We start from the raw sequence: 16,414 nt of genomic DNA on the forward strand, positions 1-16,414 counted from the left end.
AGTGGTGGGGCAGGGGGATCAGCCACCTGAGCCATCGAGGGCAGCCAGCATGAAAACCATCCCTGCCCCACCCGCGCTGTCCCAGAGTCGCGAACTCCCGGGACGCGCTCAAGAAGGTAGGACGGCATGAGTACGCGGGAGCGATCGGCGATCGTCGCCGTCGGTCGGGCCCGCCCACCGTGGACCGCTCTGTTGCTGCTCGGCGTGCCGGTACTCGTGGCTCTGCTCGGCCCGCTGATCCGGCCGACCGGGGAAGCCCCGTCGGCCGAGGGCGCCATGCCCTCGCAGCCTCCCGGCGACGGGCACCCGCTCGGCACGGACGTTTTGGGTCGCGACATGCTGTGGCTCGTTCTGCACGGCGGTGTCTCGGTACTGGGGAGCACACTGGGCGCGCTGCTGGTCGGCATGGTCGTGGGTGTACCACTTGGGTTGTTGGCCGCGGGCCCGCGGCGCGGCCTGGACGAGACGGTGATGCGTGGTCTGGATCTCCTGCTCGCCTTTCCCGGCCTACTGGTGCTGATGACTCTGGCCGCGACGGGGCATCGTGACTGGTACTGGCTGGTGTTGGTTGCCGGAGTGCTCCAGGCCCCGGCTGTGGCACGCCTGGTGCGCAGCGCCGCGCTCGACCCCGGCACGCGGACGGTCGTCGAAGCGCTGCGCATGCAGGGGCGCGGCTGGGCGTACATCCACCTGCGGCATGTGGCACGGGAGCTGGCCGCTCCTGTGGCCACCGACGCCGGCGGCCGGTTCGCCGTGGTGCTGTACCTGCTGGCGTCCGCCAACTTCCTCGGCCTCGGGCTGTCGGCGTCCTCACCGGACTGGGCGGTGCTCATCGAGCGCAACAGAGCCGCCCTGTTCTCCCAGCCTGCCGCTGTCTTGGTGCCTGCCGGTCTGCTCACCGCACTTTGTGTCGGTGGCAACCTGCTCGTGGACCACACCCTCGCACGGAAGAGGAGGAAGGGGTGAGCGAGACCGCGCACGTGCCGCTGCTGCACATCCCGGAGGTATCGGCGCACGCCCAGGAGGCGGAGCGTCCGCTACTGGACCGCGTCGGGCTGACAGTTGAGGCGGGGACCGTCACTGCCGTCATCGGCCCGTCCGGCAGCGGCAAGACGACTTTCGGACTGGCGGCTCTCGGAGCGTCACGCCACGGTGTCCGGCTGACCGGCCGGGTCCTCTTCTCGGGTACGGACCTGCTTGCTCTGGCACCGGATCGTCGTACCGGGGCCCGGGCGGGCCGCGTCGCGCACCTGCCCCAACATCCGGAGACGGTACTCGACCCAGCCCGGCGGGTCGGAGGTGCGCTGACGGAGCTGGCTGCTCTCGGCCACCCGCAACGTGCCTCGCGAAAGCCCGCCGCACGACGCGCACTTGCACGTGTCGGACTGGATTGGGAAACCGTCCGACGCCGCTTCCCGCACCAGCTCTCCGGCGGCCAGCAGCAGCGACTGGTACTCGCCTCCGCGCTGGTTACCGGCGCTGGATTGCTGATACTGGACGAGCCGACAAGCGGACTGGATCCTGCGCTCGCCCAGGCGCTGGGCCGCACCGTGCGTACCCTCGCGAAAGACGGAGCGGGCGTACTACTCCTCAGCCACGACCTGCCGTTGGTCCGGGATACGGCCGACCGGGTCATCGTCCTGGAGCACGGCAGGGCGGTGGACGACGGTCCGACGGCGCATCTCCTCGGCACAGGAGCGCCCCCACCAGCCGCCGCGGGCGGTCCTCCCGCCATCCGCCATCGGGCCACTCGCGAGCTGCTCGCTGCGGAATACCGCACAGGGATGCCGGACACGACCCGCCTGGACCCTGCCCTTCCGGCTCCGGAGAGCAGGGGCACGGTCATCGCGGTGGACATCGCCGTACGCCGCCCGTCCGGGGATCCACTCGCGGGTCCGGTGTCGATGGCGTTCCCGCCTGGCAGCAGAACCGCACTGCTCGGTCCGTCCGGCTCCGGGAAGACGACCTTCGCACGCGTGTTGGCCGGCCTGACCACCCCGTCCCGGGGCGAAACACGAATCGATGGCCGACGCCTTCCCTGCCGCGTCGACCAACGCACCGCCAACCAGCGTCGCGTCGTCCAGTACGTGCACCAGACCAGCGCCGAGTCCTTCGAGAAACACCGACCCGTACTCGGACAACTCGCGGACACCGCGAAACTGCTGCGCGGCCTGACGCACGAGTCCGCAGTGGCCGAAGCAGCCATGACCGCCGATGCGTTGGGGCTCGACCAAGTTCTGTTGCACCGCACCCCCGACCGGCTCTCCGGCGGGCAGCTGCAACGCTGCGCCCTGGTGCGGGCGTTGACGGCCCGTCCGGCGCTGCTGGTCTGCGACGAAGTGACATCGGCGCTGGACACGGTATCCCGGCAACGGGTTCTCGACGCACTGCCCCATCTGCTCGCCCCTGCCCGAACCGCCTTGCTGTTCGTCAGCCACGACATGCTCGCGGTGCGGGCACTGGCCGGGGAGGCCGTGCTGTTCGACGGCGGCCACTGCGTACGGCGCGGACCGGTCGGGGAGGTCGTGCCCACCGCATGGCCGGGCGGGCCCGACCACAGTTCCTCCGATGACGGCACCTGACGGCCCAAGGGAAGAACGCCGGCCGAGTGGAGTGGCGCCGCGAAGCCGAGGCGCAAGTCATACACCTCCTACCGCCACGACCCGGCCGCCCGCATCCGTCCGGTGAACTGGGACCGGGTCACCGACGAGAAGGACCTGGAGGTGTGGAACCGGCTCACCACGAACTTCTGGCTCCCCGAGAAGGTCCCGCTCGCGGGCGACCTCCAGGCGTGGCAGCAGCGGCTCGGCGACGAGGAACGCACGCTCACCATGCGGTCGCCTCCCGCCGAAGAGCGTCCGGCCGGCGACTGGAGCAGGACCAGGTCAGCGTTCACCGGACGCGGAGGACCGGTGCCCGGTGCCGGCGAGCAGGGCACCCACCTTCCCGGAACGGCTGGCCGGGCGTATGCGCGCGGCACAGGATGACCCGAAGGCAGTCAGAGCCCTCGGCATCGCCCACGCCACCGACATGGGCCGCCGTCTGATCGAGGAAGACGCGCCGGGGCTGCATTTCATGACCACGCACTACCCGACGGTCACGACGGAGATCTGCCGGAATCTCGGCCTTCATCTGTGGTTCGTTCGTCCGGATCCATGATCCGCAGCAGATAGGTATCCATGATCCAGCCGTGACGGGCCCGTGCCTGAGTCCGCGTCTGACGGATGCGGTCCGACACCTCGCGCAGCGGACCGGCGACGAGGAGTTCGTCCGGGGTGCCGAGGTAGGCGCCCCAGTAGATCCAGACGTCGTCGCCGTCGACCTGGGCGAAGGACTCGTGTGCGTCGAGCATGACGACGATGTCCCCGTCGTCGTTCTGGCCGACCTCGGACAGGCGGCGCGCGGGGGTGATGTGCACGGGACGTCCGACCTGGTTGAGCGGGATCCGGTGCCGGGCGGCGAGAGAGGAGACACTGCTGACGCCGGGGACGACCTCGACCGTGGTGGAGACCGTGCCGCGCGCCTCGATGTCCGCGAGGACACCGAGCGTGCTGTCGTACAGCGTGGGGTCCCCCCACACCAGGAAGGCTCCGGTCTCTCCCGCGGACATCTTCTCACACATCGTCCGCTCGAAGAGGTCCGCGCGCCGGCTGCGCCAGTCCTGTACCGCCGACGTGTAGTCGGCGCGGTCCATCGCGCGGCGGTCCCGGCTCGGGTCGTCGATCTCCACGACGCGGTAGGGGGCCTGCGCGTGCTCCTCGATCACGCGGTGACGCAGGTCGGAGAGCGAGGACTTGGCCGCTCCCTTGCCGACCACGAAGAAGACATCCGCCCGGCGGATGGCCTTCACTGCGGCGAGTGTCAGATGGTCGGGATCGCCCGCTCCGATGCCGACGACGAGAATCGCGCGTTCTTCCGTGCTCATGGGGTCAGTTTCGCAGGGGACGGGTCCCCCTGCGGAGCGAGGACCCGGCCCCTGCCCGTCCGGTCGGACGACAGCGGCACCGGCCTTTGGCCGGGTCCGTCGTAGGAGGCGAGGGGGCGGATGAGCGCGTTGTGAGCGAGCTGCTCGGTGATGTGGGCCGTCCAGCCTGTGATGCGGCTCATCACGAAGACGGGCGTGAAGACGGGAATGTCGAAGCCCATCAGGTGGGAGGCGAGACCGGCCGGGTAGTCGAGGTTGGGGTGGATGTCCTTCCGGGTCACCATCACCTCGCGCAGCGCGGTGTGGAGGGCGGTCAGGCGGGTGACCTCGGGGTCGGACGCGCGGGCGACGAGGTTGTCCAGTGCCTCCTGCATGATCGGTACGCGGGAGTCGCCGTGTTTGTGGACGCGGTGGCCGAAGCCCATGATCTTGCGTTTGCCGGCGAGCGCCTGGCCGAGCCATTCGGCGGCTCGCGAGGGGTCGTCGATCTCGTCCAGCATGTGCATCACGGCCTCGTTCGCGCCACCGTGGAGCGGGCCCTTGAGGGCTCCGATGGCGGCGGTGACCACGCTGTAGAGGTCGGAGAGGGCGGAGGTGACGACGCGGGCGGTGAACGTCGAGGCGCTGAAGCTGTGCTCGGCGTACAGCGTCATCGAGATCTCGAAGCAGCGGACGATCTCAGGTTCTGGGACGGTGCCGAAGCACATGTGGAAGAAGTTCTCCGCGTATCCGAGGTCCGGTCCGGCAGGATCGAGGCCAGGCCGCGGCGGCGGCGCTGATCGGCGGCGACCACGGTGGGCAGCTTCGCGAGCAGCGCCAGAGACTGCACCCGGTTCGCCGTCAGGCTGCCGTCGTCCTCGATCGGGTCCCCGGCGCCGAAGAAGCTGACCCCGGTGCGCAGCACGTCCATGGGATGGCAGGTCTCGGGCAGCCGCGCCAGCACCTCGGACGTGATCCGGTCCAGCGGGCGCAACGCCCGTTCGCGGGCCTGGAACTCGCGGAGTACACCGGTGTCGGGGATTTCGCCGTGCCACAGCAGGTGGGCGACCTCCTCGAAGGAGCAGCGCACTGCCACGTCCTGGACGTTGTAGCCGAGGTCTTCCAGCGTGCGCGTGCCGAGCAGGGGGTCTTGCCGAACTCGGAAGCTGGGCGTCGTAGGCGGCGACGGCGTCGGTGTCCACGGCGGGAAGAGCCCGTCGAGGTCCCGCGCGCTCAGTTCGGCGACGTGCTCGGCGGCGGCCAGGAAGCGGGTCCTGGGCCTCCGGCGCGACGATGTTCTCCGCGAGGGTGCGGAACTTGCCGGCGTAGGCGGGACGGTCGAAGGGGCGGGCCCCTGCCGATGCGCGTCGGCGACGGCGAGTCCGTCCTCGATGACGGTGCCGTCGTCGAGCGTGAGGACCGCGCGTCCGCCGAATGCGCGGCGCTCCGGTCGGGGTCGTGGTAGTGGCGGGTCCACTCGGCCTCTTCGACAGTGGTGGTCTTCCGCCACAGCTCGACGGTCTCGGGGCGCCGGGCAGGCTCAGGCGCGTAGGAGCGCTCGTGGTGCCAGGTGCCGTCCTCCAGCGCGACGGCGAAGATGTAGGGCACCGAGTGGTCCAGCGTCTCGCGGCTCGCGGTCGGGTCGTACTTCTGCGGGTCGTTCGCGCCCGAGCCGATGACGTGGTGGGTGTGGTGGCTGGTGTGCAGGACCACCGAGCGCACCCGGCCGAGCGGCCCGGCCTTCTCGCGCAGCCGCCGGGCGAGGTCGATGATCGCCTGGGCCTGGTACTCGGCGCGCCCGGGTGCCGAAGACTGACGCGCCGGGCGCGGTGCCGTCGCGGTGGGCGGTGGCCTGGGCACGGGCGACGGCGACCGGCCGGCGCTGGGGTGGACACGGACGTGGTGCTCGGACACGACACTCCTCGTGACGACATGCCGCGGCGTCCTCCTGGCCAAGGTGCTCCTGCGGATGTCGCGCGGCACCGTGTTGACGTCGTTGCGGGGAGGGGATCGGGTCATGAGGGGACGAGGGGGAGAGAGACGGTAGGAGGAACGTGCCCCGGGGGCGGTGGAAGGGCCACCTGCCCACCGCCCCCGGGCCACGGTTTATGGGGTTAGGCCGCGCCGTCGGGGAGTTCCTGGCGGACCGTGCGTGCGGCGGCGACCAGGTTCTCCAGGGAGGCGCGGGTTTCAGGCCAGCCGCGGGTCTTCAGTCCGCAGTCGGGGTTGACCCACAGGCGCTCGGGCGGGATGGCCTCAAGCCCCTTGCGCAGCAGCGCCGTCGCCTCCTCCGCGCTGGGGATGCGGGGCGAGTGGATGTCGTACACCCCGGGCCCTGCCTCGCGCGGGTAGCCGTGGTCGGCCAGTTCGTGGGCGACCTGCATGTGGGAGCGGGCGGCTTCCAGGCTGATGACATCGGCGTCGATGTCGTCGATGGCCTGGACGATGTCGCCGAACTCGGCGTAGCACATGTGGGTGTGGATCTGGGTGGCCGGACGGACTCCGCCGGTGGAGAGGCGGAACGCCTCGGTGGCCCAGGCCAGATACGCGTCACGGTCGGTGGCCCGCAGCGGCAGCGTCTCGCGCAGCGCGGGCTCGTCGACCTGGATCACCGGGGTCCCGGCGGCCTCCAGGTCCCCCACCTCGTCGCGCAGGGCGAGGGCGACCTGGCGTGCCGTGTCGCCGAGTGGCTGGTCGTCGCGGACGAAGGACCAGGCCAGCATGGTGACAGGCCCCGTCAGCATGCCCTTGACCGGGCGGGCGGTCTGCGACTGGGCGTAGGTGGTCCAGCGCACGGTCATCGGCTCGGGCCGCGAGATGTCGCCGGCGAGGACGGGCGGGCGCACGTAGCGGGTGCCGTAGGACTGCACCCAGCCGTGCTGCGTGGCCAGATAGCCGGTGAGCTGCTCGGCGAAGTACTGCACCATGTCGTTGCGTTCGGGCTCGCCGTGCACCAGAACGTCGATGCCGGCCTGCTCCTGGAACGCCAGGACGTCGCGGATCTCGGCCTTGACGCGCTCCTCGTAGGCGGCGGTGTCGATCCGTCCGGCGCGCAGGTCGGCCCGGGCGGTGCGCAGCGTGGTGGTCTGCGGGAACGAGCCGATGGTCGTGGTCGGGAGCAGCGGGAGGCCCAGGTGGTCCCGCTGGACGGCGGCGCGCTGGGCGTACGGCTGGGAGCGGTGCGTGTCGGCCTCGGTGACGGCGGCGGCCCGTGCCCGTACCGCCGGGTCGTGGGTGAGCGAGGAGCCTGCGCGGGAGGCCAGGTCGGCGCGGTTGGCCGCCAGCTGCCCGGCGATGGCGTCGGTGCCTTGGGCCAGGCCCTTGGCGAGGGTGACGATCTCGGCGGTCTTCTGCCGGGCGAAGGCCAGCCAGCGCAGCACTTCCGCGTCGATGTCGCGTTCAGCCCTGGCGTCGAGCGGGACGTGGAGGAGGGAGCAGGAGGCGGCGACGTCGACACTGTCGGCGAGGCCGAGCAGGGTGCCGAGGGTGGCGAGTGATTTCTCCAGGTCGTTGATCCAGATGTTGCGGCCGTTGACGACGCCCGCGATCAGGCGCTTGCCGGGCAGGCCGCCGGTGGCGGCGATGGAGTCGAGGTTGGCTGCGGCGGACTCGGTGAAGTCGAGGGCCAGCCCCTCGACGGGGCTCTTGGCCAGGACGGGCAGGGCGTCCCCGAGACGGTCGAAGTACGAGGCGACCAGCAGCTTGGGGCGGTCGGCGAGCCTGCCCAGCTCGCGGTAGGCGTGGGCCGCGGCCTCCAGCTCCTCCGGCGTGCGGTCCTGGACGAGGGCGGGCTCGTCGAGCTGCACCCACTCGGCACCTGTGGCCCGCAGGTCAGCGAGGACCTCGGCGTAGACCGGCAGCAGCTTCTCCAGCAGGCTCAGCGGTGAGAAGTCGGCGGCGACGCCCGGCGCGGGCTTGGCCAGCAGCAGATAGGTGACCGGGCCGACGAGGACGGGCCGGGCCGTGAGGCCGAGCGCGAGGGCCTCCTTCAGCTCGGACACCTGCTTGACGGGGTTCGCGGCGAAGACGGTGTCCGGGCCCAGTTCGGGGACGAGGTAGTGGTAGTTGGTGTCGAACCACTTGGTCATCTCCAGGGGTGCCACGTCCTGGGTGCCACGGGCCATCGCGAAGTACCCGTCCAACGCGTCGGCCTCGACGGCCTCGCGGTGGCGTTCGGGGACGGCGCCGACCATGACGCTGGCGTCGAGCATGTGGTCGTAGTACGAGAAGTCGCCGGTCGGCACCTCGTGGACACCGGCCTCGGCGAGCTGCCGCCAGTTGGCCTTGCGCAGGTCGGCGGCCGTGCGGGCCAGGTCGTCGGCGGTGACGCGGCCCTTCCAGAAGCCCTCGATGGCCTTCTTCAGTTCCCGGTTCGGGCCCTGGCGGGGGTAGCCGTACACGGTGGCCCGTGCTGCCGCGGCTGCGGACTTCGCTGTCACGGAGATCTCCTTCGCGAGATGTCTCGTCGGGTCCCGGGACGGGACGAGGACGCGAAGGGACGAGAACGCCGGGGACAGGGGACGCGCGGCATGCGTCCGTCCGCCAGCTGTGGTCGCCGACCCGCCCTCGAGGTCACCGGAAGGTACCGCACACGCAGGAGCGCGTACGGGCAACGGGCAGGTCTTCGGACTCGTGGGCGTGCCTGCCGGACACCGGACATCGGTTCCGGAGGGCTCCTACTGGCCGTCGCTTCCCAGGCCCCTTTCACCGGGGCCCAGTGCTCATGACGGCGGTCGTTCCCACTCACCGCTGCGGGGCAGTCCCGGAATTCCACCGGGTTCCCTCTTACGACGCCTCCCACCTGGCGGGCGGGGGCGAACCAGTTGCACCGCCAGCCTAGACGGAAATACCCGCACGCGGGTAGAGGGCCCCACGGCGCCCGGCACGGACCCTGCCTCCGTGCCGGGCGCCGGCGACTCCGGGGCGCCCCTCAGCACCCCGGCGTCACCAGGGACCCTTCACCCCTGGTCGTACACGTGGAAGCCGCGCCAGGTCTTCCGGCCCAGCCGCCCCGCCTCGACCATGCGCTGGAGGAGGGCGGCGCGGCGTAGAGCGCAAAGCTCTCCTTCTTGGCGGCGTCGTCGAGGGCCGCCGTGGGGGCGGCGCCCGGCGAGGGGTTGGCGCCGTTGTTGGTTCCGTCGCACGGGTGCGTGCCGCCGGATGCGGTGGTGACGGTGTGCCCGGTGGTGCTGATGGAGCTGTCGAAGAGCGTGCTGGACGGCCCCGTGACGGTCAACTGCACGGCGACCGCAGCGTTGACGGCAGGTCTCGCCTCGACCGCGCATGGGTTGCAAACGCTTAAGTGGCGTCGACTACGCCTGCCACGGCCGTGCGGTGACACGCGTTCTTGCTCAACTGGCCGCGTGGGGTCGGGTACGGCAACCCTCATTGGTCCTGCTGAGCGGGGTGGACCATGGTTGCTGGGTCGACGGCGCGGTCGAATTCCTCAGCGGTGATGGAGCCCGAGTCCAGCGCGGCCTCACGGAGGGTTGAGCCCTCCTTGTCGGCTTTGTGTGCGATGGTCGAGGCTTGCTCGTAGCCGATGACCGGCGAAAGGGCAGTGACCAGCATGAGGGACCGGTTGACGTAGGAGTCGATCTGTTCCCGGTGGAGTTCGACGCCCTCGATGCAGTACCGGCGCAGGTTGGTGCACGCGTCGGTGAGGATGGTGGCCGCGTGCAGGAAGTTGCTGATGACGATGGGGCGCATCGCGTTGAGTTCGAAGTTGCCCTGTGAGCCGGCGAAGGCGATGGCCGTGTCCTGAGACAGCACTTGGAGGCAGACCATGACCATTGCCTCGCATTGCGTCGGGTTGACCTTGCCGGGCATGATCGAAGAGCCGGGTTCGTTGGCAGGCAGGATGAGTTCGCTCAGCCCGCAGCGTGGTCCTGAAGCCAGCCACCGGATGTCGTTGGCGATCTTCATCAGTGGCACGGCGAGTGCCCGCAGTCCTGCGGAGGCGCCGACCATGGCGTCGAGGCTGCCCTGAGCAGCGAACTTGTTCGTGGCTGTGGTGAACGGGTAGCCGGTCGCGGACGCGATCTCAGCGGCGACCTGCCCGGCGAACCCCGGTGGTGCGTTGAGCCCCGTGCCCACCGCAGTGCCGCCCGCGGCCAGCTCGTGCAGGGCCTCGGCGGAGGTGGTGACCCGATCGAGGGCTTGCGCCAGTTGGTGGGCGTATCCGGACCATTCCTGTCCGACGGTGAGTGGGACCGCGTCTTCCAGGTGAGTGCGGCCGATCTTCACCACGTCGCGCCACTGCTCCGCCTTGGTCTCGATCGCTCTGTGCAGGGCCTGGACACTGGGCAGCAGATGCTCGTGGACCGTCTTGGCCGCAGCGATGTGCATGGCGGTGGGGAAGGTGTCGTTAGAGGACTGCCCCAGGTTGACGTGGTCGTTGGGATGGATCGGGGTCTTGCTGCCCAAGTCGCCGCCGACCAGCTGGATGGCCCGGTTGCTGATCACCTCATTGGTGTTCATGTTGGACTGCGTCCCGGAGCCCGTCTGCCACACGTACAGCGGAAAGTGGTCGTCGAGCATGCCCGCGATGACCTCGTCGGCGACCCTTCCGATCAGGTCAGCTTTCCAGGCCGGCAGCCGTCCCGTGCGCCCGTTGACGATCGCGGCCGCCTTCTTGACGTGCCCGTAGGCGTGGTAGACGGCCATGGGCATCCGGTCGTCACCGATCGCAAAGTGGATCAAAGACCGCTGCGTCTGCGCTCCCCAGTACCGGCCCGCGGGGACATCGACAGCGCCCATCGAGTCGGTCTCGCGCCGGGTGCCCGCGGCGTCGAGGCCGATGGGCACGTCGTGGACTTCGGGAGCCTCGTCGCCTTCGGTGTGCCCGCGCCCGGTCATGCCGTCGTCCCCTCGCCGTAGACGGGCTGCCACATGGCCTGACGGACAGCCTGGTCCGGATCGTCCGGTGTGCGGGTGGCAACGCTGTCCCTGGCCGCCGCGCGGGCCACGGCGGCTGCGGTGAGCGCCGAGGACTCTCGCAACTTCTCCACCGGCGGCAGCAGGGAGGCGCCAGGCGCGGACACATCGACCTGGTCGGCCACCGCCTGGGCGGCGGCGAGCAGCATCCCATCGGTCACCTTCGACGCGGCGGAGACGATCGTGCCCAGACCCACGCCGGGATACAGAAGCGCGTTATTGGCCTGTGCGATCCGATACGTCACTTTGTTGTGCTCGACGGGCTCGACGGGAACGCCGACGGCGACCAGAGCCTTGCCCTTCGACCAGGCGATGACGTCGTCCGGTGAGGCTTCCATGCGCGAGGTCGGGTTGGACAGCGGGAGGATCAGCGGGCGTTCGGTGCCCGCCGCCATCGCCTCGACGACCTCGCGGGTGAAGGCCCCCTGCACGGTGGAGGTTCCCAGCAGAGTGGTCGGCTTGACCTGCTTCACGGTCTCCAGCAGCGAGTACCCGCCATTGTCGCCGGCCGTCCAGTCGGTGACCTCCGCCGGATCGCGTGCGTAAGGCTGCTGGAAATCACGCAGGTCGCTCGTGTGGCGGGTGAGCAGGCCCGGTTTGTCGATCAGCCACACCTGGCTGGTGGCCTGCTCGTGGCCGGCCCCGTCGCGGATCATGGCGTCGCGCAGCTGGTCGGCGATGCCTACCCCGGCGGTGCCGGCGCCGAAGACCACCAGCTTCTGCTCACGCATCGGCACCCCGCTGACCTTGACCGCCGACAGGGCAGCGGCCAGGGCGATCGCGCCGGTGCCTTGCATGTCGTCGTTGAAGATCCGGTAGTCGTCGCCGTAGGTCTGAAGGATCCGCCGTGCGTTGCTGGGGCCGAAGTCCTCAAAGTGCAACAGCGCGTGCGGGAACATGGCCGAGACCGTCCGCAGGTACTTCTCGATGAATGCGTCGTAGGCGGCGCCGCGGACCCGCGCGTGCCGGTTGCCCAGATACAGCGGATCCTTCAGCAATGCCTCGCGGTCCGTTCCCACATCCAGCGAGACCGGGATGACGCGCGCCGGGTCGATGCCTGCCGCCGCGGTGTACACCGCCAGCTTGCCGACCGAGATCTGGATGCCACCCACTCCCCAGTCCCCGATTCCCAGAATCTGCTCGGCGTCGCTGCACACGATCAAGTCCACGTCTTCGGGACCGAGCCGAAGCGTGGAGAAAGCCCGCTCGATATCGTCCGGCCGGTCGATGGACAGGAAGATCCCGCGCGGGCGGCGGTACTCGTGCGAGTACCGCTCGATCGCCTGGCCCACCGTCGGGTCGTACACGACTGGCAGCAGTTCCACCAGATGGTCCATGAGCACCTTGTAGTAGAGGACCTCGTTGCGGTCGTGCAACTGCTCCAGGTACACGTTCTTGGCCAGGTCACTCTCCTGTGACCGCAACTGCTGATAGGCCCGCTGCGCCTGCTGATCCAGCGTGAGCACTGCCGAGGGCAGGCGCCCGGTGAGGCCCAAGGCGCCCCGCTCCGTCTGCGTGAAGGCGACACCGCGGTTGTGAAGCGGATCCACAAGGGCGCTCGGGGCGTGAGCAGCCCGCACGGTGTGCTCAGTCATGGGGTTCTCCCGTCTTCGCATGTGAGCGGCACTGACTCGGGGAGGGGTGTGGCCGTCGCCGAAACCTCTCCCACCGTAAGCAGCCGCTTCTTCTGCGGCCTGTCGGACGGGCCAACCGTGGACTACGCTCTGTTCGCCGATCCGCTGCCCACTATCTGGCTGCTCCGTGCGGTCGCTCTCCATGGTCAGGGGCAGTCACAGAGGGCATGCCGTCTGTGGAGCGTTGTCAGTCGCCCGGCAGGGCGTAGCGCTGGAACTCCGCCAGGTAGGGTTGCTCGGCCGGATCGGGCCGGTCGCCGGCGTTGAGGGCTCGGTGCCACCATGGGTAGTAGGCAGGAAGCTGGGAGACACGCGTGATCGCCTCTTGGCCCTCGTCGGTCAGTCGCAGCTCGGCTGCGGCGAGATTGTCTTGCAGGTGCGCCTCGCTGCGGGCGCCGAGGACGACGCCCGTGACGCCGGGGCGGCCCAGCAGCCAGGCGAGGACGACCCGGGGCACGGAGACGCCGTACCGCTGGGCGATGTCGTCGAGGGGCATCCGCACTTTGGAGGTGAGGATGAGGGCGTCGCGGCGTCCGGCGAGGGCTTGTGCGGTGATCTCCTCGGCCTGGCCGCAGGAGTACATGTTGGCGGTGTCGACCAGGTTGACGCCCGCGTCGAAGGCGATGTCGAAGAAGCGGCGGTAGGCGTCGGCGTCCAGGCCGGCCATGGGGCGAACTGCGGGGCGTCGCCTGCCGTGAGGGTGCCGATGGCCAGACGGGAGACTTCAAGGCCCGACGCGCCGAGCGGAACGTACCGCATGGGCTGCCTTTCGTCAGGAGGACTCGACCGGGGTGCCGGGCGCCATGTCGTGGGCCTTCTGTACGAGAGCGGGGCGGCGTCCGTCGTTGAGTTCCCGGCCCCACTGCGCGGCAACCTGGTCGCGGGCCTGCGGCTCCATCTCCTGGGGGAGCAGGTGGCGGTAGCGCCGGTCCTCACCGAGCAGGACCCGGATCGTGGTGTCGTAGACCGGCTCCGGATCGTACTGCTCGTGCGGGAAGGCAAGGGCGGAGTAGTCGAAAAGACGCTCGGCGGGGTCGTCGCGCCACTCCTTCCACGTCTCGAACATGGTGTCGTTGAAGCCGGTGAGGAACGGGCCCGGGTTGATCGTGGCAACCGTCACGCCGAATTCGGCCAGCTCCTGGTCCAGTGCGTCGGCGAACGCCTCCACCGCGTGCTTCGATGCCGCGTAGGCGCCAGTGAACGGATCGACGGTGAGCCCCGCCACCGACGACATGAAGACGATGCGGCCGCCGCGCCGCTCGGCCATCCGCTTCGCCAGAGGCTGCGTCAACAGGACCGGACCGATGACATTGACCTCGAACTGGCGGCGGAGGCGTTCGGCGGGGATGTCCACGGTCGAGCCGCCTTCGGAGACGCCGGCGTTGTGGAGCAGCACCTCCACGTCCCAGTCGAGCGCTCGCGCCCGGTCGCCCGGATCAGTGACGTCGAGCTTCTCCACCCGCACCGCTGCACCCCGCTCCCGGGCTTCCGCCCGTACCGCGCTGACCTGCGCGATGATCTCCACGCCGGCGATCACGTCGTGTCCGCCGGCCGCGAGCCGCAGCGCGACCTCTTTACCGAAGCCACTGCCCGCGCCCGTGATGAGGATGGTTCCCGCCATCGCTGTACGCCCCTTTGTGTGTGGTGCCGCCCTGGGCGGTGCGCCGGACGACCGTGCTTGCCACGGCTTCCTCTCTCGGCCGGCGGCAGCTTGTCACAACGCGGCTGCGGCGGCCTCGGCCACTGTCGCGTCCTGTTGCCGCGAGCCGCCGCTCACGCCGACCGCCCCCACCGTGTGTCCATCGACTGTCAGTGGGAGTCCCCCGGCGAAGACCAGAACTCGCCCAAACCCGGAAAGCTGCCGTCCCCCACAACTGGCCACCGGGCTCCCAGTCACGGGCAAGGTCTCCGGTGAGAGGGCGGAACAGCGCGCTGGTATGCGCCCTGTCGATGGCGTGCGACGCTGCCGAGCCGTGCGCCATCCATCCGCATGTGGGCGAGGAGCCTGCCGCCGGCATCGACGACCGTGATAATGCTGGACGAGCCGATGCGCGCTCAGCCTCGACGATGCCGGCGTCAATGGTCCGCCGCGCATCGGCCAACGCAACTGTGCGCATGGTGAGCATGAGGCCGAGGCTAGACTGACGGCGCGGGGTACGCCTTGATGGACGGGGCAGACGGGGGACAGCGTCGGCCGGAGTTCCCGTGCCATGCACGCGTCGCCGAAGGGTCAGCATGCCTGACCCGTTCCCCTAGTCAGGAGCTGTGTGGGTCGCGCTCCGAGCGTGACTGACTCCGACGGGGCTGTGCCCCGGCGGGAGTGGTGTCGCCGTCGCGCAACCGATGCCGCATCTCCGCGTAGGTGGGTTTCGGATTCCGACTTGCCGTTCCCGGACCCATTGGCGGTGACCTAGTGATCTGAGACAGAGGTTCGTCGGCAGTTCTGGGGCCCGCCAGCGGAAGAGCCGCGGCAGCCGCTCCCCGGCGACGAGGTGCGGTACGGCGCGTCCGGCCCCGTTGTGGGCGACCGACAGGTGGCGCACGTCGCCCGCGGCCAGCACGTCGGACAGGCCGACGACCTGGCCGGGCACGTCGGTCTGCATGGCCGAGGGGATGTCGATGCCGCGGGCCGCGGCGCAGTTCCCGTGCCGGGCGCAGCCGGCCCCGACGGCACACTGCGCTGCGGCTGCCACGGTTCGGCTGGGTGGAGCTGCCCCTGCGCCGCGAGCCGGCCGGGCCGGGAGCGGCCACCGGCTGACCGCGCGGACCGCGAGGCCCTGGGCACGGCGTGGAGGGGGCGGCCCCGTCGGGGCCCGCCCAGGAAGGGAGCTCATGGGCTGTCGAGGGCGCCGCGCAGGAGGACGACGCTCATGGCGGCGGTGGCCAGCCAGGCGAGGGCGGCCACCCACAGGAGGGCATGGCCCACCGGGTGGAGGACGGGGGAGGGGGCGGTCAGGGCAGCTTGAGCGGTCATGCCCAAGGGGAAGACCGTCGCCCAGCGGCGGACGTCCGCGCCGGGGCGGGGCCAGCGCACCTCCGCGAGCAGCAGGACGGCGTACCCGGCAAGGGCCGCGGCGGTCAGAGCCAGGGTGAGGTTGTCCAGCGTGGCGGCGGCCCCGCCCGTCCAGTGGCCGGTCGAGGCCAGCCGGCTCGCGGCGACGGCTGAGATGGCCAGCGCTCCCGTGGACACCCAGTGGTCGCCGTGCCCGGTGCGCACCTGCCGTACGTCGAACCGCAGCAGCGCCTCGGCGTACAGGACGATGCCCACGCCGAAGACGGCCAGGCCGGCGTCGGCCAGCCAGCCGGCCTGCAAGGAGGCGGCGAGGGCGGCGGCGAGCACGGCGAGGCTCTGCGTGGCGACGCAGATCAGGAAGACGGAGCCGGGCATCCGACGGCCCCGGTTGCGCAGGACGGCGACCAGCAGCAGGGGCCACAACAGGGTGGCGAGAACCAGCAGGGCGATCGCCGCCGGGCGCAGGTCGGCCAGGGCCAGCCGGGTGCCCAGCACGGCGGTCGCCGCGACACCTGTGAGCGCGGCGGGAGTGTGCGCGTCGGCCTCGACGCGGGAGCGTGCGGTCAGCAGCCGGCGGACGAAGTCGGCCGCCAGCAGGACCCAGGCCGTGACGCCGACACCGAGCGCGATCAAGGACACGATCGAGTAGCCGGCGGTCTGGAACGCGATGGACACGATGCCGGTCGCCATCACCATGGCTCCGGCGGCGGGCGGCATCCCTGCACCGCGCGGGTGGTCACGGAGGAGGGCGGCGCTGCCGCTGCCTGACGAACGGTTCACATCGTCATCCGATTACACCGCGCCCTCGTCAGCATCCGTTCGTGGGCCAACCGGGGCAACTTCCGCCTCGCCTCCCGGCACCGCACGGCGTCACCCCGTTCCATGGCGGGGGTACGGCGACGGTGACGGGCAACTGACGATGGGGAG

Annotated in this window: 13 protein-coding genes, 4 pseudogenes and 1 riboswitch; of the genes and pseudogenes, 4 read left to right on the forward strand and 13 right to left on the reverse strand. The window is 70.4% G+C overall.

The window, feature by feature from the left end; genetic code table 11:
• Nucleotides 1-126 precede the first annotated feature (126 nt).
• The 4 genes from DQ392_RS00090 (at nucleotide 127) to DQ392_RS00105 (ending at nucleotide 3,159) form a co-directional block, all read left to right on the forward strand.
• Nucleotides 127-966 carry an ABC transporter permease gene (locus tag DQ392_RS00090; protein WP_114013360.1) on the forward strand — a complete coding sequence of 280 codons (840 nt, stop codon included), beginning with the start codon at nucleotides 127-129 and terminating at the stop codon, nucleotides 964-966.
• The gene (locus DQ392_RS00095; RefSeq protein WP_114013361.1) at nucleotides 963-2,582 is read left to right on the forward strand and encodes an ABC transporter ATP-binding protein; all 1,620 of its coding nucleotides are present in this window, start codon (nucleotides 963-965) and stop codon (nucleotides 2,580-2,582) included. Before DQ392_RS00090 ends, DQ392_RS00095 begins: the two co-directional genes overlap by 4 nt.
• A gap of 102 nt (nucleotides 2,583-2,684) precedes the next feature.
• On the forward strand, nucleotides 2,685-2,987 hold the full coding sequence (locus tag DQ392_RS34920; RefSeq protein ID WP_245980982.1) for a ribonucleotide-diphosphate reductase subunit beta: 303 nt from the start codon (nucleotides 2,685-2,687) through the stop codon (nucleotides 2,985-2,987).
• Nucleotides 2,968-3,159 (forward strand): methylenetetrahydrofolate reductase, encoded by a 192-nt coding sequence (locus DQ392_RS00105; protein ID WP_114013362.1) that lies wholly within the window; start codon nucleotides 2,968-2,970, stop codon nucleotides 3,157-3,159. Before DQ392_RS34920 ends, DQ392_RS00105 begins: the two co-directional genes overlap by 20 nt.
• Here DQ392_RS00105 and cobF read toward each other — a convergent pair.
• The 13 genes and pseudogenes from cobF to DQ392_RS00165 all read right to left on the reverse strand — a co-directional run bounded on the left by cobF (nucleotide 3,098) and on the right by DQ392_RS00165 (nucleotide 16,267).
• Nucleotides 3,098-3,925, reverse strand: coding sequence for a precorrin-6A synthase (deacetylating) (gene cobF, locus DQ392_RS00110; RefSeq protein ID WP_114013363.1), 828 nt, complete (start codon nucleotides 3,923-3,925; stop codon nucleotides 3,098-3,100). The genes DQ392_RS00105 and cobF overlap by 62 nt on opposite strands.
• Nucleotides 3,922-5,024: pseudogene (locus DQ392_RS00115) on the reverse strand (bifunctional 2-methylcitrate synthase/citrate synthase); the annotation flags it as partial. The gene cobF and the pseudogene DQ392_RS00115, both read right to left, overlap by 4 nt.
• 40 nt (nucleotides 5,025-5,064) lie before the next feature.
• Nucleotides 5,065-5,698, reverse strand: a pseudogene (locus DQ392_RS00120) (MmgE/PrpD family protein); the annotation flags it as partial.
• A gap of 320 nt (nucleotides 5,699-6,018) precedes the next feature.
• Nucleotides 6,019-8,343, reverse strand: coding sequence for a 5-methyltetrahydropteroyltriglutamate--homocysteine S-methyltransferase (metE, locus tag DQ392_RS00125; protein WP_114013364.1), 2,325 nt, complete (start codon nucleotides 8,341-8,343; stop codon nucleotides 6,019-6,021).
• 159 nt (nucleotides 8,344-8,502) lie between these two features.
• Nucleotides 8,503-8,743: riboswitch (cobalamin riboswitch) on the reverse strand.
• Nucleotides 8,744-8,862: 119 nt separating this feature from the next.
• Nucleotides 8,863-8,957, reverse strand: a pseudogene (locus DQ392_RS36075) (3-hydroxybutyryl-CoA dehydrogenase); the annotation flags it as partial.
• A 332-nt stretch (nucleotides 8,958-9,289) separates the two neighbouring features.
• Nucleotides 9,290-10,762: a class II fumarate hydratase gene (fumC, locus tag DQ392_RS00135; RefSeq protein WP_114013365.1), complete on the reverse strand. Its 1,473-nt coding sequence runs from the start codon at nucleotides 10,760-10,762 to the stop codon at nucleotides 9,290-9,292.
• Nucleotides 10,759-12,435: an NAD-dependent malic enzyme gene (locus DQ392_RS00140; RefSeq protein WP_114013366.1), complete on the reverse strand. Its 1,677-nt coding sequence runs from the start codon at nucleotides 12,433-12,435 to the stop codon at nucleotides 10,759-10,761. The genes fumC and DQ392_RS00140 overlap by 4 nt, the downstream gene beginning before the upstream one ends.
• 226 nt (nucleotides 12,436-12,661) lie before the next feature.
• Entirely contained in the window at nucleotides 12,662-13,141 is a 480-nt protein-coding gene (locus tag DQ392_RS00145) for an aldo/keto reductase (RefSeq protein WP_220182580.1), read from the reverse strand.
• A 105-nt stretch (nucleotides 13,142-13,246) separates the two neighbouring features.
• Complete coding sequence (locus DQ392_RS00150; RefSeq protein ID WP_114013367.1) at nucleotides 13,247-14,095, reverse strand: SDR family oxidoreductase; 849 nt, start codon at nucleotides 14,093-14,095, stop codon at nucleotides 13,247-13,249.
• Between the two features lie 93 nt (nucleotides 14,096-14,188).
• Nucleotides 14,189-14,371: a heme-binding protein gene (locus tag DQ392_RS36080; RefSeq protein ID WP_425470442.1), complete on the reverse strand. Its 183-nt coding sequence runs from the start codon at nucleotides 14,369-14,371 to the stop codon at nucleotides 14,189-14,191.
• On the reverse strand, nucleotides 14,368-14,523 hold the full coding sequence (locus DQ392_RS36085) for a hypothetical protein (RefSeq protein WP_425470449.1): 156 nt from the start codon (nucleotides 14,521-14,523) through the stop codon (nucleotides 14,368-14,370). The genes DQ392_RS36080 and DQ392_RS36085 overlap by 4 nt, the downstream gene beginning before the upstream one ends.
• 395 nt (nucleotides 14,524-14,918) lie before the next feature.
• Nucleotides 14,919-15,132 (reverse strand): annotated as a pseudogene (locus DQ392_RS34925) (hypothetical protein); the annotation flags it as partial.
• A gap of 172 nt (nucleotides 15,133-15,304) precedes the next feature.
• A complete protein-coding gene (locus DQ392_RS00165) occupies nucleotides 15,305-16,267 on the reverse strand; it encodes a tellurite resistance/C4-dicarboxylate transporter family protein (RefSeq protein ID WP_245980984.1) in 963 nt (320 codons plus the stop codon).
• Between the last annotated feature and the right edge of the window lie 147 nt (nucleotides 16,268-16,414).

It is taken from the genome of Streptomyces reniochalinae (assembly GCF_003323735.1).
Lineage (GTDB): Bacteria > Actinomycetota > Actinomycetes > Streptomycetales > Streptomycetaceae > Streptomyces > Streptomyces reniochalinae.